Source organism: Streptomyces canus 299MFChir4.1 (assembly GCF_000383615.1).
GTDB lineage: Bacteria > Actinomycetota > Actinomycetes > Streptomycetales > Streptomycetaceae > Streptomyces > Streptomyces canus_C.
Map to the genome: position 1 here is coordinate 4,300 of NZ_KB911644.1, position 22,327 is coordinate 26,626.

General features: G+C 71.6%; 18 protein-coding genes. 16 read left to right on the forward strand and 2 right to left on the reverse strand.

Going from position 1 to position 22,327, the window contains the following annotated elements; translation table 11 throughout:
• Nucleotides 1-368: 368 nt before the first annotated feature.
• Nucleotides 369-1,202, reverse strand: a complete 834-nt coding sequence (locus tag H293_RS0146400) for an NAD(P)H-binding protein (RefSeq protein ID WP_020124586.1) — start codon at nucleotides 1,200-1,202, stop codon at nucleotides 369-371.
• Between the two features lie 198 nt (nucleotides 1,203-1,400).
• Between H293_RS0146400 and H293_RS0146405 the strand changes: the two genes are divergently transcribed.
• From H293_RS0146405 to H293_RS0146480, 16 genes are all read left to right on the forward strand, one after another.
• Nucleotides 1,401-2,582 carry an ROK family transcriptional regulator gene (locus tag H293_RS0146405; protein ID WP_020124587.1) on the forward strand — a complete coding sequence of 394 codons (1,182 nt, stop codon included), beginning with the start codon at nucleotides 1,401-1,403 and terminating at the stop codon, nucleotides 2,580-2,582.
• An 85-nt stretch (nucleotides 2,583-2,667) separates the two neighbouring features.
• Nucleotides 2,668-4,188: a sugar ABC transporter ATP-binding protein gene (locus H293_RS0146410; protein WP_028808812.1), complete on the forward strand. Its 1,521-nt coding sequence runs from the start codon at nucleotides 2,668-2,670 to the stop codon at nucleotides 4,186-4,188.
• A complete protein-coding gene (locus H293_RS0146415) occupies nucleotides 4,185-5,204 on the forward strand; it encodes an ABC transporter permease (RefSeq protein WP_028808813.1) in 1,020 nt (339 codons plus the stop codon). Before H293_RS0146410 ends, H293_RS0146415 begins: the two co-directional genes overlap by 4 nt.
• Before the next feature lie 17 nt (nucleotides 5,205-5,221).
• A complete protein-coding gene (locus H293_RS0146420) occupies nucleotides 5,222-6,274 on the forward strand; it encodes a substrate-binding domain-containing protein (protein WP_020124590.1) in 1,053 nt (350 codons plus the stop codon).
• A 158-nt stretch (nucleotides 6,275-6,432) separates the two neighbouring features.
• The gene (locus H293_RS0146425; protein WP_020124591.1) at nucleotides 6,433-7,635 is read left to right on the forward strand and encodes a Gfo/Idh/MocA family protein; all 1,203 of its coding nucleotides are present in this window, start codon (nucleotides 6,433-6,435) and stop codon (nucleotides 7,633-7,635) included.
• 14 nt (nucleotides 7,636-7,649) lie between these two features.
• The gene (locus tag H293_RS0146430) at nucleotides 7,650-8,654 is read left to right on the forward strand and encodes a sugar phosphate isomerase/epimerase family protein (protein WP_020124592.1); all 1,005 of its coding nucleotides are present in this window, start codon (nucleotides 7,650-7,652) and stop codon (nucleotides 8,652-8,654) included.
• A 138-nt stretch (nucleotides 8,655-8,792) separates the two neighbouring features.
• On the forward strand, nucleotides 8,793-11,303 hold the full coding sequence (locus H293_RS0146435; protein WP_028808814.1) for a PQQ-dependent sugar dehydrogenase: 2,511 nt from the start codon (nucleotides 8,793-8,795) through the stop codon (nucleotides 11,301-11,303).
• A gap of 14 nt (nucleotides 11,304-11,317) precedes the next feature.
• The gene (locus H293_RS0146440) at nucleotides 11,318-12,661 is read left to right on the forward strand and encodes a ThuA domain-containing protein (RefSeq protein WP_020124594.1); all 1,344 of its coding nucleotides are present in this window, start codon (nucleotides 11,318-11,320) and stop codon (nucleotides 12,659-12,661) included.
• A 94-nt stretch (nucleotides 12,662-12,755) separates the two neighbouring features.
• Nucleotides 12,756-13,931, forward strand: coding sequence for an inositol-3-phosphate synthase (locus H293_RS0146445; RefSeq protein WP_020124595.1), 1,176 nt, complete (start codon nucleotides 12,756-12,758; stop codon nucleotides 13,929-13,931).
• Nucleotides 13,932-14,083: 152 nt separating this feature from the next.
• Nucleotides 14,084-15,214, forward strand: coding sequence for an SCO3242 family prenyltransferase (locus tag H293_RS0146450; RefSeq protein ID WP_259294722.1), 1,131 nt, complete (start codon nucleotides 14,084-14,086; stop codon nucleotides 15,212-15,214).
• A 137-nt stretch (nucleotides 15,215-15,351) separates the two neighbouring features.
• Nucleotides 15,352-16,308, forward strand: a complete 957-nt coding sequence (locus tag H293_RS0146455) for a sugar phosphate isomerase/epimerase family protein (protein ID WP_020124597.1) — start codon at nucleotides 15,352-15,354, stop codon at nucleotides 16,306-16,308.
• Entirely contained in the window at nucleotides 16,305-17,039 is a 735-nt protein-coding gene (locus H293_RS0146460; RefSeq protein WP_020124598.1) for an EboA domain-containing protein, read from the forward strand. The genes H293_RS0146455 and H293_RS0146460 overlap by 4 nt, the downstream gene beginning before the upstream one ends.
• Nucleotides 17,039-17,887 carry a TatD family hydrolase gene (locus tag H293_RS0146465; RefSeq protein WP_020124599.1) on the forward strand — a complete coding sequence of 283 codons (849 nt, stop codon included), beginning with the start codon at nucleotides 17,039-17,041 and terminating at the stop codon, nucleotides 17,885-17,887. The genes H293_RS0146460 and H293_RS0146465 overlap by 1 nt, the downstream gene beginning before the upstream one ends.
• Before the next feature lie 3 nt (nucleotides 17,888-17,890).
• Complete coding sequence (gene eboE / locus H293_RS0146470) at nucleotides 17,891-19,060, forward strand: metabolite traffic protein EboE (RefSeq protein ID WP_020124600.1); 1,170 nt, start codon at nucleotides 17,891-17,893, stop codon at nucleotides 19,058-19,060.
• Complete coding sequence (locus H293_RS0146475) at nucleotides 19,057-20,454, forward strand: alkaline phosphatase family protein (protein ID WP_020124601.1); 1,398 nt, start codon at nucleotides 19,057-19,059, stop codon at nucleotides 20,452-20,454. The genes eboE and H293_RS0146475 overlap by 4 nt, the downstream gene beginning before the upstream one ends.
• Nucleotides 20,455-20,514: 60 nt before the next feature.
• On the forward strand, nucleotides 20,515-21,555 hold the full coding sequence (locus H293_RS0146480; protein ID WP_020124602.1) for a sugar phosphate isomerase/epimerase family protein: 1,041 nt from the start codon (nucleotides 20,515-20,517) through the stop codon (nucleotides 21,553-21,555).
• Nucleotides 21,556-21,641: 86 nt separating this feature from the next.
• Here the strand turns inward: H293_RS0146480 and fdhD are convergent.
• A partial coding sequence (gene fdhD / locus H293_RS0146485; RefSeq protein WP_020124603.1) for a formate dehydrogenase accessory sulfurtransferase FdhD occupies nucleotides 21,642-22,327 on the reverse strand: 686 nt, incomplete at its 5' end.

Consider the following 22,327-nt stretch of genomic DNA (forward strand, 5'->3'; position numbering starts at 1 on the left):
GGACGTCGGGGGCGAGGGCCCGGCCGACCGTGTCGGCGGGCAGCGGCGGCGGGTGACGGGGCGGATGCGGGGAGCACGCCGAGCACGCGGGGACGGCGTGTCACGCGCGTCGGCGGTCCGTAGTCGCGTTGGTCGGGTGTGCGGTCGTGGGTGCTGGGTCGGGTGCCGGGTCTTGGTCGCGGTGATCGTGGGCCCCGGTCGGCTGCGGGTGGCGGGCCTGATGGGGGGCAGCGAGCACACGCGGACGGCGTGTCGCGCGCGACAAGCGGTCGTCATCGCTTCACCTTGCCCACCTGCCCTGCCCCACTCGCCGCGGACGGCGTGTCACGCGCGAGCGGTCGTAGTCGCCTCACCTCGTCCCGCTCACCTCACCGGAAGGCCCCCGCGTGGTCCCGTGCCCACTGGGCGAAGGTGCGCGGTGGACGTCCCGTGACCTGTTCCACCGTGGGCAGTACCACCGACTCGTCCAGGGTGCCGTCCACGAAGAAGGCGAAGAAGGCGTCGATGTACGGCTTCGGCATGCCCGTCGCCTCCATCTCGGCGCGTGTCTCCTCGTGGCCCAGTCCCACGGCGTGCAGGTTCCGGCCCAGCGCCTCGCCGAGGATCCGGACCCGGTCGGCCGGCAACAGCGTCTCGGGGCCCGTGACCTGGAGCGTCCGGCCCGCGAACTCGTCGGACAGCAGGGCGCGTTGGGCGACCTGCGCGATGTCGTAGGGGTCGATGTCGGTGGTCCGCGCGTCCGGGAACGGCACCCGGACCGTGTCACCCTCGCGGATCTGGTCCGCGAGCCGCAGCGCGTTGGTCATGAAACTCGTCGGACGGACGAACGTCCAGTCGAGACCCGAGTCGCGCACCGCGTCCTCCGCGGCGAGCAGGTAGCCGGCCACCGCGTTGTCCCGGTCGCCCGTGCCCGCCGACAGCCCGGAGAGCAGCACCACGTGGCGCACACCGGCGGCCAGCGCGTCCGCCAGGATCTGCCGCTGCCCTTCGTAACCGGGCATCAGGAACAGTCCTCGTACGCCGTCCAGCGCGTCCCGCACGCTCTCGGGCCGGTTCAGATCTCCCGCCACGGACTCCACGCCCGGTGGTAACCCTTCGCTCCGCCCGGAACGGCTGACCGCCCGCACCCGCTCGCCGGACTCCGCCAGCGCCCGCACGAGTTCGGCCCCCACGTTCCCTGTCGCACCCGTCACCAGAAACATGTGCTCCCCTCCCTGGGGCCATCCTGCGGGTGCGGGAGCCCCGGACACCAGAGTGCGACACGTCTTTGTCCTGCGAGTGGAGAAAGTGAGCATCAATCTGTGCTCAGCTTCTTCCCAGGTTCGGCAGCCGCTGCTACGTTCCCCTCGAAAGCAAACCGGCTGGTGGCCGAATGAGGCGGGGAGGGGCTCGTGAGACGCATGACGGCACGACCCGCGAACGCGCACCAGGCCCGGCTGCTCAAGCTGTTGCGTGACGGAGGCCCCAACTCCCGTGCGCAACTGGGCGATCAGGTCGACCTGTCACGGTCCAAGCTGGCCGTGGAGGTGGACCGGCTGCTGGAGACGGGCCTGATCGTGGCCGACGGACTCGCCGCCTCCCGCGGCGGGCGCCGCTCCCACAACATCCGGCTCGCCCCCAATCTGCGTTTCCTCGGCGTGGACATCGGCGCGACCTCGGTCGACGTCGCCGTCACCAACGCCGAACTGGAGATCCTGGGACATCTCAACCAGCCCATGGACGTCCGCGAGGGCCCGGTCGCGGTCTTCGAGCAAGTCCTGTCCATGGCAGCGAAGTTGAGGGCCTCCGGGCTCGCGGAGGGGTTCGACGGCGCCGGCATCGGCGTGCCGGGGCCGGTCCGCTTCCCCGAGGGCGTACCGGTGGCTCCGCCGATCATGCCGGGCTGGGACGGCTTCCCCGTACGGGAGGCGCTCAGCCAGGAACTCGGCTGCCCGGTCATGGTCGACAACGACGTGAACCTGATGGCGATGGGCGAGATGCACGCGGGCGTCGCACGCTCCGTCGGCGACTTCCTCTGCGTCAAGATCGGCACCGGCATCGGCTGCGGCATCGTCGCCGGCGGTGAGGTCCACCGCGGGGTGACGGGCAGCGCCGGCGACATCGGGCACATCCAGGCCGTGCCCGACGGCCGCCCGTGCGCCTGTGGCAACCGGGGCTGCCTGGAAGCCCACTTCAGCGGGGCGGCCCTCGCCCGGGACGCCGTGGAGGCGGTCGAGCAGGGGCGCTCCGAGGCACTCGCCGCACGGCACACGGCGAACGGCGGCCTGACCGCGGTCGACGTCGCCGCCGCCGCTGCCGCCGGTGATCCCACCGCCCTCGACCTGATCCGTGAGGGCGGCAACCGGACCGGCCAGGTCATCGCCGGCCTGGTCTCCTTCTTCAACCCGGGCCTGGTGGTGATCGGCGGCGGGGTGACCGGCCTCGGTCACACCCTGCTCGCCGCGATCCGCACCCAGGTCTACCGCCAGTCCCTTCCGCTGGCGACCGGCAACCTGCCCATCGTTCTGGGGGAGTTGGGCCCCACCGCCGGAGTCATCGGCGCGGCCCGGCTCATCAGCGACCACCTGTTCTCACCCGCCTGAGCACTCGGAAACGTCAGGCATCCCAGTACGGCGCCCTGCTTCGCCCTGCCCTGAATCCGGCCCGCACGCCCGCCAAGGGGACCTCATGGCACCAGAACCACCGCTGCTCAGCATGTCCGGCATCACCAAGTCGTTCCCTGGAGTCCGGGCCCTCGACGGCGTCGACCTCGACGTCCAGGCCGGTGAAGTGCACTGTCTCCTCGGCCAGAACGGGGCCGGGAAGTCCACCCTCATCAAAGTGCTGGCCGGCGCCCACCAGCCCGACACCGGCCGCCTGCGCTGGCGCGGCGAGGAGGTCGCCCTGCGCTCGCCGATCGCCGCCATGCGCCTCGGCATCGCCACCATCTACCAGGAACTCGACCTGGTGGAGCACCTGTCCGTCGCCGAGAACGTCCACCTCGGCCATGAACCCACCACGGCGGGGTTCGTCGTACGCGGCAAGGCGGCTCGTCAGTCCACCGCCGCGCTGCTACGACGACTCGGGCACCCGGAGATCGATCCGGCGCGCCTGGTCGGGGAGTTGCCGGCGGCGCAGCAGCAGATCGTGTCCATGGCGCGGGCCCTGTCCCACGACGTACGGCTCATCGTGATGGACGAGCCGTCCGCCGCCCTGGACCCGGACGAGGTCGACAACCTCTTCCGGATCGTCGGCGACCTCACCGCCGAGGGCGTCGCCGTCGTCTACATCTCCCACCGCCTGGAGGAGATCCGGCGGATCGGCGACCGGGTGACGGTCCTCAAGGACGGCCGGGCCGTCGCCGTCGGACTGCCCGCCAAGTCGACGCCGACGCGAGAGGTCGTGGCGCTGATGACGGGCCGGAACGTCGAGTACGTCTTTCCGGAGCGGCCGACGGCTCCCGCACAGGGGGAGGAGCCGCTGCTGGAAGTCCAAGGGCTCACCCGGCAGGGCGAGTTCGAGCCCCTCGACCTCGTGATCCATCCTGGGGAGATCGTCGGCCTCGCCGGACTCGTCGGCTCGGGACGCTCCGAGATCCTGGAGACGGTCTACGGCGCCCGCAAGCCCACCGCCGGTCACGTCTCCGTGAACGGACGGCCGTTGAAGCCCGGGAGCGTCCGCGCCGCCGTCCGTGCCGGGATCGGACTCGCCCCCGAGGAGCGCAAGGCGCAGGCCCTGCTGATGCTGGAGTCGGTCACCCGCAATGTGTCCGTCTCCTCCATGTCCCGCTTCTCCAGAGCCGGTTGGATCGACCGGCGCGCCGAACTCGGCGCGGCCCGGGCGGCCACCCGCGAACTGTCCCTGCGGCCCGACAACCCCTCCGTGCCGATCCGCACCCTCTCCGGCGGCAACCAGCAAAAAGCCGTCCTCGCCCGCTGGCTGCTGCGCGGCTGCCGGGTCCTGCTGCTCGACGAACCCACCCGGGGCGTCGACGTCGGAGCCCGCGCCGAGCTGTACGCCGTCGTCCGCCGCCTCGCCGACGAAGGGCTGGCCGTCCTGCTGGTCTCCAGCGAGGTCCCCGAGGTGCTCGGCCTCGCCGACCGTGTCCTGGTGCTCCGCGAGGGCCGTGTCGTCCACCGGGCCCCCGCCCGTGAGCTCGACGAACACCGTGTACTCGACCTCGTCATGGAAGGAAGCCCGGCGACATGACGCAGCATGTGTCCCCGCCCAGGGGAAGCGCCGACAAAGTGCCTTCGGTGAGCGAATCGTCCGCCTGGCGAGGGATGTTCGCCCGCGCCGACGTCCGCACCCTCTCCCTCCTCGGCGTGCTCGCCGTACTGGTCCTCATCGGCGGGATCACCAAACCCGATGAGTTCCTCGACACCCGCAACCTCCAACTCGTCCTCACCCAGGCCTCGGTGATCGGTGTCGTCACCGTCGGCATGACCTTCGTCATCACCTCCGGCGGTATCGACCTCTCGGTCGGCGCGATCGTCGCCCTCGCCTCGGTGTGGGCCACCACCGTCGCCACCCAGGAGTACGGCTTCGCGGGCATCCTCTTCACCGCGGTGATCGTCGGCGTCGGCTGCGGCCTGGTCAACGGACTGCTCATCGCGTACGGCGCCATGGTCCCCTTCATCGCCACCCTCGCCATGCTCGCCTCGGCCCGCGGACTCGCCCTGCAGATCACCGACGGCAGCACGCAGGTCGTCACCGTCAACAGCGTGCTCGACCTCGGCGAACGTGACGCGTATGTGCTCGGCATCCCTCCGCTGGTCCTCGTCTTCGCGGTCGTGACGATCATCGGCTGGCTGGTGCTGAACCGCACCACCTTCGGCCGGCGCACCGTCGCCGTCGGCGGCAACGCCGAGGCCGCCCGGCTCGCCGGCATCGATGTCCGCCGTCAGCGCCTCTACCTCTACCTGCTGTCCGGACTGTGCTGCGGCATCGCCGCCTTCCTGCTGATCATCCTGTCCGGCTCCGGCCAGAACACCAACGGCAACCTCTACGAGCTCGACGCCATCGCCGCCGCGATCATCGGCGGAACCCTGCTCAGCGGGGGCCGCGGCACCATCACCGGCTCCGTGCTCGGCGTCCTGATCTTCACCACCATCACCAACATCTTCGCCCTGAACAACCTGCAGAGCGACGTCCAGCAGATCGCCAAGGGCGCGATCATCGTCGCCGCCGTGCTGGTCCAGCGCCGTACCGCAAGCACGACCTGAGGAAAGGGTTCACCGCCATGCCACAGCACACGAACCGCTTCACCAGTCGCAGAGGTCTGCTCTTCGGGACCGCCGCCGTCGGGGCCGGTGCCCTCCTCGCAGGTTGCACCAGCAACGACTCCGGCGACGACGAGCCGGCCGCGAACGACCAGCCCGCCGCCTCCGACTCGCCCGGCAAGCCCGTCACCATCGGCTTCGCCGGACCGCAGGCCGACCACGGCTGGCTCAACGCCATCAACGACAACGCCAAGAACCGGGCCAAGAAGTACTCGGACGTCACCCTGGAGATCACCGAGGGCTCCAACGACACCGCCCAGCAGATCGGCCAGATCGAGACCCTGATCAACAAGAAGGTCGACGTGCTGGTCGTCCTGCCCGCGGACGGCAAGGCCCTCACCCAGGTCGGCCTCAGGGCGATGCGCGCCGGGATCCCGGTCGTCAACCTGGACCGCATCTTCAACACCCCGCAGGCGTACCGCTGCTGGATAGGCGGCGACAACTACGGCATGGGCCTCAACGCAGGCCACTACATCGGCCAGAAGCTCAAGGGGAAGTCGAACGCCAAGGTCATCGAACTGGCCGGACTCGACAACCTCGAACTCACCAAACAGCGCACCAAGGGCTTCGACGACGCCCTGAAGAACTACCCCAACGTGCGCAAGGTGGCCCGCCAGGCCGCCGAGTTCACCGTGGAGTCCGGACAGGCCAAGATGGCCCAGCTCCTGCAGGCCCAGTCGAGCTTCGACGCGCTGTGGAACCACGACGACGACCAGGGCGTGGGCGCGCTGCGCGCCATCGACCAGGCCGGCCGCGAGGACTTCCTGATGGTCGGCGGCGCGGGTGCCCTGTCCGCCTTCCAGGCCATCAAGCAGGACAACGGCGTCCTCAAGGCGACCGTCCTCTACCCGCCGACCATGGCCGCCTCCGCGATCGACCTCGCCCGCGCCCTCGGCCAGTCCAAGGGCATAGGGGGCCTCGCCGAGTTCGAGATCCCGGCCTCGCTCACCCTCTACTCGGCCGTCGTCGACAAGACCAACGTCGACCAGTACATGTCCACCGGCTTCAAGTGAGGCGTCCCGACCCGGGGCCTGCCTTACGGGCCGGGCCGGCCGCGACCGGCAGCGCGCCCCGGCCGGCCCGATCCGAGGGGCGGGTCCCAGGAGCCCGGTTCGTCGACGGACCGGGCTGCACCCCCCACCGCGCCACGACGACGAGGAGGACATCGCGCATGGCACAGCCGCAGCAGTCAGAGGAGGCCGAGGTGCCGCCGCTCCGGGTCGGCATGGTCGGCTACGCCTTCATGGGCGCCGCCCACTCCCAGGGCTGGCGGACCGTCGGACGCGTCTTCGACCTGCCCCGCCGCCCGGTGCTGGCCGCGATCTGCGGACGGGACGCGGACGCCGTGCGCCGGGCCGCCGGCCGGCACGGCTGGGCGGCCGCCGAGACCGACTGGCGGGTGCTGATCGAGCGGGACGACGTCGACCTCGTCGACATCTGCACCCCCGGCGACAGCCACGCCGAGATCGCCGTCGCCGCGCTCGCCGCGGGCAAGCACGTGCTGTGCGAGAAGCCCCTCGCGAACACCGTAGAGGAAGCCCAGGCGATGACCCGGGCAGCCGACGAGGCCTTCGAGCGAGGCCAGTTGGCGATGGTCGGCTTCAACTACCGCAGGGTCCCCGCCACCGCGCTGGCCCGCCGGATGGTGGCCGAGGGGCGGCTCGGCAGGCTGCGACACGTACGAGTGACCTACCTCCAGGACTGGCTCGTGGACCCGCAGTTCCCCATGACCTGGCGACTGCGCAGGGAACAGGCGGGCTCGGGCTCGCTCGGCGACCTCGGCGCCCACATCATCGACCTCGCGCAGTACCTGGCGGGAGAGCCACTGTCCGGCGTCTCCGCCCTGACCGAGACCTTCGTACGGGAACGGCCGCTGGCCGAGGGCGCCGTCAAGGGCCTGTCCGCCGTCTCCGGGACCGGCACCGGCCAGGTCACCGTCGACGACGCGGCCCTGTTCACCGGACGCTTCACCTCCGGGGCCCTCGCCTCCTTCGAGGCCACCCGCTACGCCACCGGCCGCAAGAACGCACTGCGCATCGAACTCAACGGCGAGCAAGGCTCGTTGGCCTTCGACCTGGAACGCCTCAACGAACTCTCCTACCACGACGCCACCGAGCCCGCCACGCACGCCGGCTTCCGCCGCATCCTCGTCACCGAGCCCGACCACCCCTACCTGGACGCCTGGTGGCCGCCGGGCCACGGTCTCGGTTACGAGCACACCTTCGTCCACCAGGCCCGCGACCTCGTCCACGCGATCGCCGAGGGCCGCCGCCCCGACCCCTCCTTCGCCGACGGTCTGCAGGTCCAGCGGGTGCTCGCGGCCGTGGAGGAGAGCGCCGAGAAGAACTCCGTCTACACCCCGATTGCCGTCTGAGGAGGCTCCCAGAGATGCCGCGCACGTTCACGCTCTTCACCGGCCAGTGGGCCGACCTCCCCCTCGAAGAGGTCTGCCGACTCGCCCGCGACTTCGGTTACGACGGTCTTGAACTCGCCTGCTGGGGCGACCACTTCGAGGTCGACAAGGCGCTCGCCGACCCCTCCTACCTTGACTCCCGGCACGCGCTGCTCGACAAGTACGGCCTCAAGTGCTGGGCGATCTCCAACCACCTGGTGGGCCAGGCCGTGTGCGACGCCATCATCGACGAACGCCACCGGGCCATCCTGCCCGGCGAGGTGTGGGGCGACGGCGACCCCGAAGGCGTCCGGCGGCGGGCCGCGAACCGGATGAAGGACACCGCGCGGGCCGCCCGTGCCTTCGGCGTCGACACCGTCATCGGCTTCACCGGCTCCGCGATCTGGCACCTGGTCGCCATGTTCCCGCCCGCCCCCCAGGCGATGATCGACCGCGGCTACGAGGACTTCGCCGAGCGCTGGAACCCGGTCCTGGACGTCTTCGACACCGAGGGCGTGCGGTTCGCGCACGAGGTCCACCCCAGCGAGATCGCCTACGACTACTGGACAACCCAGCGCGCCCTGGAGGCGGTTGGCCATCGGCCGGCCTTCGGGCTCAACTTCGACCCGTCCCACTTCGTGTGGCAGGACCTCGACCCGGTCGGCTTCCTCTACGACTTCCGTGACCGGATCTACCACGTCGACTGCAAGGAAGCCCGCAAACGCCTCGACGGCCGCAACGGCCGCCTCGGCTCCCACCTGCCCTGGGGCGACCCCCGCCGCGGCTGGGACTTCGTCTCCGCCGGCCACGGAGACGTCCCCTGGGAGGACGTCTTCCGCATGCTGCGCTCCATCGACTACCAGGGCCCGGTCTCGGTCGAGTGGGAGGACGCCGGCATGGACCGGCTCCAGGGCGCACCCGAGGCACTGAACCGACTCAAGGCATACGACTTCGAGCCCCCGTCGGCATCCTTCGACGCTGCCTTCGGAGGCGGCGAGTGAGCCCCACCGGTCCGGCAACCACCGAGTAGGCCGCACCGCTCCGGCAACGAGCAAGCCGCACCGATCAGTTCCGGGATGACGGCGCATCCCGGCGTACCCGCACCCACCCGTACGACCGGCCCCTTTCTGGAGGCATCCGTGCACGGGAAAGACCCCACCACCCCGACCGACAGAATCGAGACCCACAGACGACGCGCCCCCTGGCGCAGAGCGGCGGCCCTGCTCACCGGCTTCCTGCTGGCCGGAGCCTCCCTCACCCTCGCCGCTCCCCTCGCCGGCGCAGCCGTCGCCGGCGAGGGAGCCGCCACCGCGGCCGCCGCCGAGGACTTCCAGCAGGTCACCCTCGCCAAGGGTGAGCCCGAGGTCGGCGAGCCCATGTCGCTGGCCGTCCTCCCGGACCGCTCGGTCCTGCACACCTCCCGCGACGGCGAACTGCGCATCACCGACGCGGCCGGCACCACCCGCCTCGCCGGCAAGCTCGACGTCTACTCCCACGACGAGGAGGGCCTCCAAGGCGTCGGCGTCGACCCGCAGTTCACCACCAACCGCTTCATCTACCTTTACTACGCGCCCCCGTTGAACACCCCGGCGGGCGACGCTCCCGAAACCGGCACCGCGGCCGACTTCGCCCCCTTCGACGGGGTCAACCGGCTGTCCCGGTTCGTCCTGAACACCGACGGCACCCTCGACGCCGCCAGCGAGACGAAGATCATCGACATCCCCGCCACCCGCGGCATCTGCTGCCACGTCGGCGGCGACATCGACTTCGACGCGGCCGGCAACCTCTACCTGTCGACCGGCGACGACTCCAACCCCTTCCAGTCCGACGGCTTCACCCCCATCGACGAGCGCGCCAACCGCAACCCGGCCTTCGACGCCCAGCGCAGCGCCGGCAACACCAACGACCTGCGCGGCAAGATCCTGCGCATCAAGGTCAACGCCGACGGCTCCTACGCCATCCCCGACGGCAACCTCTTCGCGCCCGGCACGGACAGGACGCGGCCCGAGATCTACGCCATGGGCTTCCGCAACCCGTTCCGCTTCAGCGTCGACAAGCAGACCGGGATCGTCTACGTCGGCGACTACGGCCCCGACGCGGGCGCCGCGGACCCGGCCCGAGGCCCCGCGGGCCAGGTCGAGTTCGCCCGGGTGACCGGCCCCGGCAACTTCGGATGGCCGTACTGCACGGGCGACAACGATGCCTACGTCGACTACGACTTCGCCGCCGGCACCTCGGGCGCCTCCTTCGACTGCGCCGCGCCGAAGAACAACTCCCCGCACAACACCGGCCTCACCGACCTTCCCCCGGCGCAGGCCGCCTGGATCCCCTACGACGGCGGATCGGTACCCGAGTTCGGCACCGGCTCCGAGTCCCCGATGGGCGGGCCGGTCTACCACTACGACGCCGCGCTCGACTCACCGGTGAAGTTCCCCGAGGCCTACGACGGCGACTTCTTCGCCGGGGAGTTCGGCCGCCGCTGGATCAAGCGCATCGCCAGCGACGACAACGGGACCGTCCAGTCGATCAACGACATCCCCTGGACCGGCACCCAGGTGATGGACATGGCCTTCGGCCCCGACGGCGCGCTGTACGTCCTCGACTACGGCCTCTCCTGGTTCGGCGGCGACGAGAACTCCGCCCTGTACCGCATCGAGAACGTCACCGGCCGCCACTCCCCGGTCGCCCAGGCGGCGGCCGACCGTACCTCAGGACAGGCACCGCTGCGGGTGCGGTTCTCCTCCGCGGGCACCAGCGACAAGGATGGCGACGCCCTCACCTACAGCTGGGACTTCGGCGACGGGGGCACGTCCACCGCGGCGAACCCGACGCACAAGTACCGGAAGAACGGCACCTACACCGCCACCCTGACCGCCAAGGACCCCTCGGGCCTCACCGGCAGCGCGAGCGTGCAGATCGTCGTCGGCAACACCGCGCCCAAGGTGACCCTCGAACTCCCGCAGGACGGGCAGCTGTTCAGCTTCGGTGACGCGATCCCCTTCAAGGTGCGGGTGAGCGACCCAGAGGACGGCCGGCCCATCGACTGCGCCAAGGTCAAGGTCACCTTCGTCCTCGGCCACGACAGCCACGGCCACCCCGTCACCTCTGTGAACGGCTGCACCGGCACCCTCCAGACCAGCGCCGACGGCGGCCACGACGAGGACGCCAACATCTTCGGCGTGATGGACGCCGAGTACACCGACAACGGTGGCGGCGGCCAGGCCCCGCTGACCACCCACGACCGGAGCGTCCTGCAGCCCAGGCACCGCCAGGCCGAGCACTTCGGCACCGGCTCGGGCGTCTCCGTCATCGCCAAGGACACCGCGCACGGCGGCAACACGGTCGGCGACATCAACAACGGCGACTGGATCTCCTTCACGCCGTACGTCCTCGGCAACGCCAAGTCGGTGTCCGCGCACATCTCTTCGGGCGGTGCCGGCGGCACCCTGGAGATCCGTGCGGGGTCCGCGACCGGCACCCTGCTCGGCACGGCGACCGTGCCGGTGACCGGCGGCTGGGAGACCTTCCAGGACGTCACCGCCGACCTGTCCGGCGCCCCCAGCGGCACCACCACGCTCTACCTGGTCTTCAAGGGGAGCGGCACCGGAGCCCTGTTCGACGTCGACGACTTCACCTTCACGACCGGCTGAGAGGAGTGGTTCGTATGAACACCACCGGACGATGGACCACGGCAGTCGTGGGCACCGCACTGCTTCTCGGCTGCGTGTCCCAACCCGCCGTGTCGCACTCCGCCGACACCGAACGGGTGCTGGTCTTCTCCAAGACGGCCGGCTTCCGGCACGACTCGATTCCCGAAGGCGTCGCGGCGGTGAAACAGCTCGGCGAGAGCGGCGGCTTCACGGTCGACGCCACCGAGGACGCGAGCGCGTTCACCACGCGGAACCTGCGCCGGTACGACGCGGTCGCGTTCCTCTCCACCACCGGCGACGTCCTCAACGCCGACCAACAGCGGGCGTTCGAGGGCTACATCCGGCACGGCGGCGGATACGTCGGCATCCACGCGGCCGCCGACACCGAGTACGACTGGGCGTTCTACGGCGGCCTCGCCGGCGCCTACTTCCAGTCGCACCCGGCGATCCAGCCCGCCACCGTAGTGGTCGAGGACCGCGCCCACCCCTCCACCTCAGAGCTGTCCCCGACGTGGAACCGCACCGACGAGTGGTACAACTACCGCTCCAATCCCCGCGAACGGGTCCACGTCCTGGCCGCCCTCGACGAGTCGTCGTACACCGGCGGCACGATGAACGGCGACCACCCGATCGCCTGGTGCCAGGACTACCAGGGCGGCCGCGCCTTCTACACCGGCCTCGGCCACACCAAGGAGTCGTACGCCGATCCCGCCTTCCGCGGCCACCTGCTGGGCGGAATCCGGTACGCGACCGGCCACACACAGGCCGACTGCCGGCCGGAGAACGGCTACCGCCCGCTCTACGACGGCACCGCCGAGTCGCTGGCCGACTGGAAGCAGGCGGGCCCGGGCTCCTTCACCCGCTCCGATGACGGCACGCTCACCTCGTCCGGCGGCATGGGCATGCTCTGGTACCCCGGCCAGGACCTCGGGTCGTACTCCCTGAAGCTCGACTGGAAGATGGCGAGCGCCTCCGGGGACGACAACTCCGGTGTGTTCGTGGGCTTCCCGCCCTCGGACGACCCCTGGTCCGCCGTGGACAACGGCTACGAGATCCAGATCGACGCCACCGACGTACCCGAGAAGACGACAGGGTCCGTCTACGGCTTCCGCTCCGCCGACCTGAACAAGCGCGACCGTGCGCTGAACCCGCCGGGGGAGTGGAACACGTACGAGATCCGCGTGCAGGGCGAACGCCTCCGCGTATGGCTCAACGGCGTGAAGATCAACGATTTCACCAACACCGATCCGGCCCGGAGCCTGCGTGACGGGCACGTCGGCATCCAGAACCACGGAGCCGCCGACCAGGTGTCGTTCCGCGACATCCGGATCAAGGAACTGCCCGTCAAGGGCGACTGAGCGGCGGCGGGCGGGGGACGCCGGACTCCCGCCCGCCGTCTTTTCCCCTCACTGCTGGGGTTCGCACACGACGCGTTCGACAAGGAGGCTGCCCATGTCCGCGTCCGATTCCGTACCGCGTGTCGGCGTCTGGCTGATCGGGGCCCGAGGTTCCGTCGCCACCACGGTCGTCGCGGGCTGCGCCGCCATGACCGCGGGACTGCACCCGCCGACGGGCCTGGTCACCGAGTCCCCGCCCTTCACCGAGAGCGGCCTGCCCGCCCTGTCCGCCCTGGTCTTCGGCGGCCACGACACAGTGGACTGCCACCTGCCCAAACGAGCTGAGGCCCTCGCCGCGGGCGGTGTCCTGCCGCACGGTCTGCCGACCGCGGTCAGCGCCGAACTCGCCGCCGCCGAACGGGAGATCAGACCCGGCGGCCCCCTCCCCGGCGACACCAGGACCGAGGAGGACCTGATCGCCGCCTTCGCCGCGGACATACGGTCCTTCGTACGACGAGGCCGGCTGGCGCGCGCGGTGGTGATGAACGTGGCCTCCACCGAACCCGCCCCCACCGGCGACGCCCTGCCCCCGAGCTCCCTGTACGCCGCGGCGGCCCTGCGCGCAGGGTGCGCGTACGTCAACTTCACGCCCTCCACGGGCCTGCACCACCCCGCTCTCGCCGGGCCGGCCGAGGCCTCCGGCCTGCCCCACGCGGGCCGCGACGGCAAGACCGGCCAGACCCTTCTCCGGTCCGTCCTGGGCCCGATGTTCACCCAACGCGCCCTGACGGTCCGGGCCTGGTCCGGCACCAACCTCCTGGGCGGCGGCGACGGAGCCTCCCTCGCCGACCCCGCGGCCGCCGCGGCGAAGAACGCCGGCAAGGAACGCGTCCTGACCGACACCCTCGCCACCACCCCCGAGGGAGAGGTCCACATCGACGACGTCCCCGCCCTCGGCGACTGGAAGACCGCCTGGGACCACATCGCCTTCGACGGCTTCCTCGGCACCCGCATGATCCTCCAGACCACCTGGCAGGGCTGCGACTCCGCCCTGGCCGCCCCCCTCGTCCTCGACCTGGCCCGCCTGACCGCCCGCGCACACGAGAGGGGACTGTCCGGCCCGCTGAGCGAACTGGGCTTCTACTTCAAGGACCCGGTGGGGCAGGGACCTTCAGGACTGGGGGAGCAGTACGCGGCACTGGTGCGGTTCGCGGAACGCCTTCGGGCAAGGCCTGCCGGCGGCGGCACACGGAGCCACACCCAGGGGCGTTCGGGAGAGGAGCAGCGGTGAGGGCGAACAGGGCAGCGGTGGACGGTCTTTCCGAGGAGGCGGGTGAGCCGACGGCACCCACCACGGCCTCCCTCCAGGGTGCCTCCCAGCGCACCGCACCACCGACCCCCGTCCACACCGACCGCCCGCGCGCCCACGCCTGGGCTGAACTCCTGCGCCTCCCTGCCCTGTTCACCGTCCCCGGCGACGCCCTCGCCGGAGCGGCGGCAGCCTCCGCACGGCCCACTTCCCGCACCCTCCTCGCCATCGCGTCCTCCCTCTGCCTCTACGAGGCCGGCATGGCCCTCAACGACTGGGCCGACCGCGACGTGGACGCCGTGGAACGCCCCCACCGCCCCCTCCCCTCCGGCCGTGTCCACCCCACGGCAGCCCTTGGCGCCGCCTGCGCCCTCACCGGCGCGGGCCTCACCCTGGCAGCCTGCGCGGGCCGCCCCGCCCTCACCGTCGCGGTGCCGCTCGCGGCCACGGTCTGGGCGTACGACCTGGCCCTGAAGAACACCCCGGCAGGACCGTTCGCCATGGCGACGGCACGAGGACTGGACCTGCTGCTCGGCGCGGCGGCGACAGCTGGGGGCGGGAGTGGGGGCAGGGGCGGGGACGGACATGGGGGCGTGGGGCGAAGGAGTGCCGTGCGGGGCGGGACCTGGGCGCGGGGCATCCTGCCGCCGGATGCCCCGCTCGGCGATCTCAAGGCCGTCCCCGCCGCCGCCCTGCCCGGCATCCGGCAGGCCCTGCCCTCCGCCGCGCTGCTCGGCGCACACACCCTCGCCGTGACCACCGTGTCCCGTCGCGAAGCCCAGGGCGGCTCAGCCCTGGCTCCCCTCGCAGCGCTCGCCGTGACGGCCGCGCTGACACGGACCGTGACCCGGCGGCGTTCGCTCCCCTCGGACCGGACCGACGCAAGGCGAAGCGGTCCCGGCCCACGCGATCTGACGGGCCCGCCCCACCTTGCGGCCCTGGCCGCCGCAGCGGTGTCCCGCCTGCCACGCCGTCCGCGACAGCCCGGCCCCGACTCCGCACCCCTCGACCCGCACGCAGCCCTGCGCATCGCCCTCGGCGCCGCCTACGCGACCACCACAGCCCGCTCGTACCTCCACGCCACCCTCAACCCCTCACCCCCGCTCACCCAACGAGCCGTCACCGCCGGCATCCGAGCCACGATCCCCCTCCAGGCCGCCCTCGCCGCCCGCTCGCGCACGAAGAGCGCGACCGTCACCGCGCTGCTCACCACCGCCCTCGCCCCCCTGGCCGGACGCCTCGCGAGAAAGGTGAGCGTCACATGACCGACCCCCACAATCCACGCCGGCCCATCCCGGGCCCACGCCGGCCCCTTCCCGGCCCAGGCGGACCCAGGACCGGCCGGGCTGCCGCACAACGGCCCCCTCGAACTCCCGACGCAACCGACGCACCCGATGCACAGGTGACCGACCCCGCTGACCGGCACCGGCCCACTCCGAGCCCCGGCGACAAGACGGCCTCCCTCGCCCGACCCAGGACCGCTCCGCAACCCGGCCCCACCCCACTCCGCTTCGGCTACGGCACCAACGGCCTCGCGGACCTCCGCCTGGACGACGCCCTGGCCCTGCTCGCCGACCTCGGGTACGACGGTGTCGGTCTGACCCTCGACCACATGCACCTGGACCCCCTCGCCCCCGACCTGGCCGCCCGCACCCGCCGCCTCGGCCGTCGGCTGGACGCGCTCGGACTGACGGTCACCGTCGAGACGGGCGCCCGCTATGTGCTCGACCCGCGCCGCAAACACGGCCCCTCGCTGCTCGACCCCGACCCGGACGACCGAGCCCGCCGTGCCGACCTGCTGCTCCGGGCCGTCCAGGTCGCCGCCGACCTCGGCGCACACGCCGTGCACTGCTTCAGCGGCATCACCCCGACGGGCACGGACCCGGACACGGCCTGGAAACGCCTGGCCGAGACCCTCACCCCCGTCCTGGACACCGCCACCATCGCCGGCGTCCCCCTCGCCGTCGAACCCGAACCGGGCCACCTCCTCGCCACCCTCGCCGACTTCCACCACCTCCGCGCCGCCCTCGACGACCCGGCGGCCCTCGGCCTGACCCTCGACATCGGCCACTGCCAGTGCCTCGAACCCCTCCCACCCGCCGACTGCGTACGCGCAGCCGGCCCCTGGCTGCGGCACGTCCAGATCGAGGACATGCGCCGAGGCGTCCACGAACACCTCCCCTTCGGCGACGGCGACATCGACTTCCCGCCGGTCCTCGCCGCCCTGGCCGACACCGGCTACCAGGGCCTGACCGTCGTCGAACTGCCCCGCCACTCCCACGCGGGCCCCCACTTCGCCGAACGCTCCCTCCCGTTCCTCCGTCAGGCAGTGGCGCTCTCACAAGGAAGCACTCCATGACCCACCCCTCTGCCCACCAGGCAACCCCCGCGACGGACACCCAGGGCACCACCCTCGCCCGAACCCCGCCGCACGACCTGCACAGCCACCTCGCCGACCGCCTCGGCGAAGCCGCCCGCGCCTGGCTCGACCAGGCCCTCGACGAGGCCGCCGCCCACCCCGGCGCCCACGGCCCCATCTCCGTGTGGGAGCTGCGCCTCGCCGAGGCCGGACGCCGCTGCGGCCCCGAACACGCCGACGCCGCCCGCATCCTGATCCTGCACGCGGCCCGCGCCGACACCGACGCCCTGACCCGCGTCTACGCCCAGGGCACCGCCGCCGAACGCCGGGCCGTGCTGCACGCCCTGCCCCACCTCGTGCCCGGCCCGCAGGCCCTCCCGCTCGTCGAGGACGCCCTGCGCACCAACGACACCCGCCTCCTGGCCGCAGCAGTCGGCCCCTACGCCGCCCGCCACCTCGACGCCCACCACTGGCGCCACGCCGTCCTGAAGTGCCTGTTCACCGGCGTGCCCGTGACCGAGGTGGCCGACCTGGAGCGGAGGGCCCACGCCGACACCGAACTCGCCCGCATGCTCGGCGACTACGCCGCGGAACGCACCGCCGCGGGCCGTCCCGTGCCCGAGGACCTGCACCGCGTCCTGACCCTGACCGACCCCACCGCCACCCCACCCGCGCCGGCCGCCGACCACGGCCCGAACGGCGCGGACGGCACCCACGGCAAGGAGTCCTGATGCGCATCTTCGACCCCCACATCCACATGACGTCACGGACCACCGACGACTACCAGGCCATGCACGACGCCGGCGTGCGCGCCGTGGTCGAACCCTCCTTCTGGCTGGGCCAGGCCCGGACTTCCCCCGCCTCCTTCCTCGACTACTTCGACTCCCTGCTGGGCTGGGAGCCCTTCCGCGCCGCCCAGTACGGCATCGCCCACCACTGCACCCTCGCCCTGAACCCCAAGGAGGCCAACGACCCGCGCTGCGTCCCCGTCCTCGACGAGCTGCCCCGGTATCTCGTCAAGGACCAGGTCGTCGCCGTCGGCGAGATCGGCTACGACTCCATGACCCCCGCCGAGGACACCGCCCTCGCCGCCCAGCTCCAGCTCGCCGCAGACCACCAGCTGCCCGCACTCGTCCACACCCCGCACCGCGACAAGCTCACAGGCCTGCGCCGCACCCTCGACGTCGTCCGCGAATCCGACCTCCCCATGGACCGCGTCCTGGTCGACCACCTCAACGAGACCACCGTCAAGGAGGCCAAGGACAGCGGCTGCTGGCTCGGCTTCTCCGTCTATCCCGACACCAAGATGGACGAGGAACGCATGGTGGCGATCCTGCGCGCGTACGGCCCCGAACAGGTCCTGGTGAACTCCGCCGCCGACTGGGGCCGCAGCGATCCCCTCAAGACCCGCAAGGTCGGCGACCTCATGCTCGCCGAGGGCTTCACCGAGGACGACGTCGACCGCGTCCTGTGGCGCAACCCCGTCGCCTTCTACGGACTCAGCGGCCGCCTCGACCTCACCATCGCCGCCACCGACGCCACCCACGAGGGCAACTCCATCCTCCGCGGCGGGGCGTGAGCCATGCGCTTCCGCCACCCCGACGGCACCACCGTCCACCTCGCCTACTGCACCAACGTCCACCCCGCCGAAACCCTCGACGGCGTCGTCGCCCAGCTCCGCGACCACTGCGAGCCCGTCCGCCGCCGCCTCGGCCGCGACCGCCTCGGCATCGGCCTGTGGCTCGCCCGCGGCGCCGCCCACGCCCTGGTCAGCGACCCCTCCGCACTGCGCGACCTGCGCTGCGAACTCGACCGCCGCGGCCTCGAAGTCGTCACCCTCAACGGCTTCCCCTACGAGGGCTTCGGCGCCGAAGAGGTCAAGTACCGCGTGTACAAGCCGGACTGGACCGACCCCGAACGCCTCGACCACACCACCGCCCTGGCCCGGGTCCTGACCGGACTCCTGCCCGACGACGTCACCGAGGGCAGCATCTCCACCCTGCCGCTGGCCTGGCGCACCGGCTACGACGACGCGAGCGCCGACAAGGCCCGCACCGCCCTGCGCACCCTCGCCGAACGCCTCGACGCCCTCCAGGAGCTGACCGGCCGCTCCATCCGCGTCGGCCTCGAACCCGAACCCGGCTGCGTCGTCGAGACCACCGCCGACGCCGTCGCCCCGCTGACCGCGATCGCCCACGACCGCATCGGCATCTGCGTCGACACCTGCCACCTCGCCACCTCCTTCGAAGACCCGCACACCGCCCTGGACGCACTCACCGCCGCCCGCGTCCCCGTCGTCAAGTCCCAGCTCTCAGCCGCCCTGCACGCCGAACACCCCCACCTGCCCGAGGTCCGCGAGGCCCTGGCCGCCTTCGACGAACCCCGCTTCCTGCACCAGACCCGCACCTCCACCGCCGCAGGCCTGCGCGGCACCGACGACCTCGGCGAAGCCCTCGCCGGCGGCGCCCTGCCCGACGGGGCACCCTGGCGCGCCCACTTCCACGTCCCCCTGCACGCGGCCCCCGCCACACCCCTCACCTCCACCCTCCCCGTACTCAAGGCCGCCCTCACCCGGCTCGTCGGCGGCCCGCACCCACTCACCCGCCACCTGGAGGTCGAGACCTACACCTGGCAGGCCCTCCCACCCGAACTGCGGCCCCGAGGCCGCACCCAGCTCGCCGACGGGATCGCCGCCGAACTCACCCTCGCCCGCGACCTGCTGACGGACCTCGGCCTGAAGGAGCTGCCATGAGCCACCAGCCCCCGGAGGCGGCACCGACCCCTCTCCTCGTCCTCGACGTCGTCGGCCTCACCCCCCGTCTCCTCCACCACATGCCCCACCTCAAGTCCCTCGCCGTGGCCGGCTCCCACGCCCCGCTCGGCACCGTCCTGCCCGCCGTCACCTGCGCCGCCCAGTCCACCTTCCTCACCGGCACCCACCCCAGCGAGCACGGCATCGTCGGCAACGGCTGGTACTTCCGCGAACTCGGCGACGTACTCCTGTGGCGCCAGCACAACGGCCTGGTCGCCGGCGACAAACTGTGGGACGCCGCCCGCCGCGCACACCCCGGCTACACCGTCGCCAACATCTGCTGGTGGTATGCCATGGGCGCCGACACCGACTTCACCGTCACCCCCCGTCCGGTCTACTACGCCGACGGCCGCAAGGAACCCGACTGCTACACCCGCCCCCCGGCCCTGCACGACGAACTCACCGAGAAACTCGGCACCTTCCCCCTCTTCCACTTCTGGGGCCCCGGCGCGGACCTGGTCTCCAGCCAGTGGATCATCGACGCCACCCGCCACATCATGGGCACCCGCCACCCCGACCTGACCCTCTGCTACCTCCCTCACCTCGACTACGACCTGCAACGCTTCGGCCCCGACGAACCACGCTCCCTCAAGGCCGCCGCCGACCTGGACAGGGCGCTGGCCCCGCTCCTGGACGACGCCCGCGCGCAAGGCCGTACCGTCGTCGCGCTGTCCGAGTACGGCATCACCCGCGCGGACCGACCCGTCGACATCAACCGCGCCCTGCGCCGCGCCGGACTCCTGGAAGTACACACCCAGGACGGCATGGAATACCTCGACCCCATGGCGTCCCGTGCCTTCGCGGTCGCCGACCACCAGATCGCCCACGTCTACGTGCGCCGCCCCGAGGACCTGGACGCCACCCGAGCCGCCCTCGACGGCCTGCCCGGCATCGAGCACCTCCTCGACGACGAGGGCAAGAAGGCCCACCACCTCGACCATCCGCGCTCCGGCGAACTCGTCGCCGTCGCGGAACCGGACGCCTGGTTCACGTACTACTACTGGCTCGACGACGACCGCGCGCCCGACTTCGCGCAACTGGTCGAGATCCACCGCAAACCCGGCTACGACCCGGTCGAACTCTTCATGGACCCGCTCGACCCCTACGTCAAGGTCAAGGCGGCCACCGCACTGGCCCGCAAGAAACTCGGCCTGCGCTACCGCATGGCGGTCGTGCCCCTCGACCCGTCACCTATTCGCGGCAGCCACGGCCGCCTCCCCGAGAGCGACGACGACGGTCCGCTCCTCATCTGCTCCACCCCCCGCGCGGTCGGCGACCGCATCGCGGCCACCGACGTGAAGTCACTCCTGCTCCGACTGGCCGGCCTTTCCTGACTGCTCACCAGTGAAGCACCCACCACTGACAACGCCCTCAGACCCCGAGGAGTCCCCGACATGAGCCGCATGTTCCAGCCCGACCCCGAACTCACCCACCGCCTCACCAGACGAGGCATGCTCGGCGTGGCCGCCGGCGCCACCGCGGCCGCGATGCTGGGTGCCACATCGGCACCGGCGACCGCCGCCACCCAGGCCGCGGACAAGACGTCCCGCCGCGGCCGCCCCGTCCTGCCCCCCGGCCGCCTCGGCATCCAGCTCTACAGCCTCCGCGACAAGGTCTCCACGCTCGGCTTCGCCCCCGTCTTCGCCGAACTCGAGAAGTACGGCTACGACGAGGTCGAGTTCGCCGGCTACACCCAGGGCTCGGCCGGACCGATCACCCTCGCCCAGCTGAGGCGCCTGGCCCGCGACCACGGCCTGAACCCGATCGGCAGCCACGTCGGCTACTACGCGGACGACCCGAACGCCTACACCTTCGCCCAGAACCTCACCAAGGTCCTCGACGACGCCCAGGCCCTCGGCCTCAAGCACATCGGCACCGCGTCGGGACCGTTCCGCTACGGCTCGACCGTCGACGCGTGGAAGCGCGCCGCCGAGGAGTTCAACACCTACGGAGCCGCGGCCAAGGCACGCGGCATGAAGTTCTACCAGCACAACCACTCGGAGGAGTTCTCCTTCGCCACCGACAACCCCAAGGTCCGGCTCTACGACGTGCTGCTCAGGGAGACCGACCCCGACCTGGTGTTCCTGGAGATGGACATCTTCTGGGCGTACTCCGGCCAGTTCCGCTTCTCCACGCGGCCCGACGGCACCCACGCCCCCTTCGAACCCCTGAACTACGTCCTCAAGCAGCCCCACCGCTACCCGCTCTTCCACGTCAAGGACGGCGTGAGCGACCCCGCCGACACCTACGGCTACCGCATGACCGACGTCGGCGACGGCGACATCGACTACCAGAAGTTCATCTCCGCCGTGACCCGGCTGCGTGGCGAGCGCCTGGCCCACCACTGGCAGGCCGAGCACGACCAGCCCGCCGAGTCCTTCACGTTCGCTCGCCGTTCCAGCGCCTACCTGCACTCGCTGCGGGAGAAGTGCTGAGCGCACACGACAGAAACGGGACCCCGAGGGCGCAGGGGGCGCTCCCCGCCCTTCGGGGTCCCGCCGTCGTGCAGCGGAAAGGACCGTCAGCCCGGGGCGGCCGCGACGGCCGCCAGGGTGATGCGGTGTTCTCCCGCGTACACGTTCATGGAGGGGCCGCGTAGGAAGCCGATCAGGGTGAGGCCGGTTTCGGTGGCGAGGTCGACGGCGAGGGAGGAGGGGGCGGAGACGGCGGCGAGGAGGGGGATGCCGGCCATGACGGCTTTTTGTGCGAGTTCGAAGGAGGCGCGGCCGGAGACGAGGAGGAGGGTGCGGGAGAGGGGGAGGTGGCCGTGTTGGAGGGCGCGGCCGATGAGTTTGTCGACGGCGTTGTGGCGGCCGACGTCTTCGCGTATGTCGAGGAGTTCGCCGTGTTCGGTGAAGAGGGCGGCGGCGTGGAGGCCTCCGGTGCGGTCGAAGACGCGTTGGGCTGCCCGGAGCCGGTCGGGGAGGCTGGCGAGGAGGTCGGGACTGACGCGGACCGGGGGAGTGTCGTGGATGGGCCAGTGGGTGGTGGTGCGGACGGCGTCGAGGCTGGCTTTGCCGCACAGGCCGCAGGAGGAGGTGGTGTAGACGTTGCGTTCGAGGGTGATGTCGGGGATGACGACGTGGGGTGTGGTGGTGACGTCGACGACGTTGTAGGTGTTGGAGCCGTCTGTGGTGGCGCCGGCGCAGTAGACGATGTTCTGGAGGTCGTTTTGTTGGGCGAGGACGCCTTCGCTGACGAGGAAGC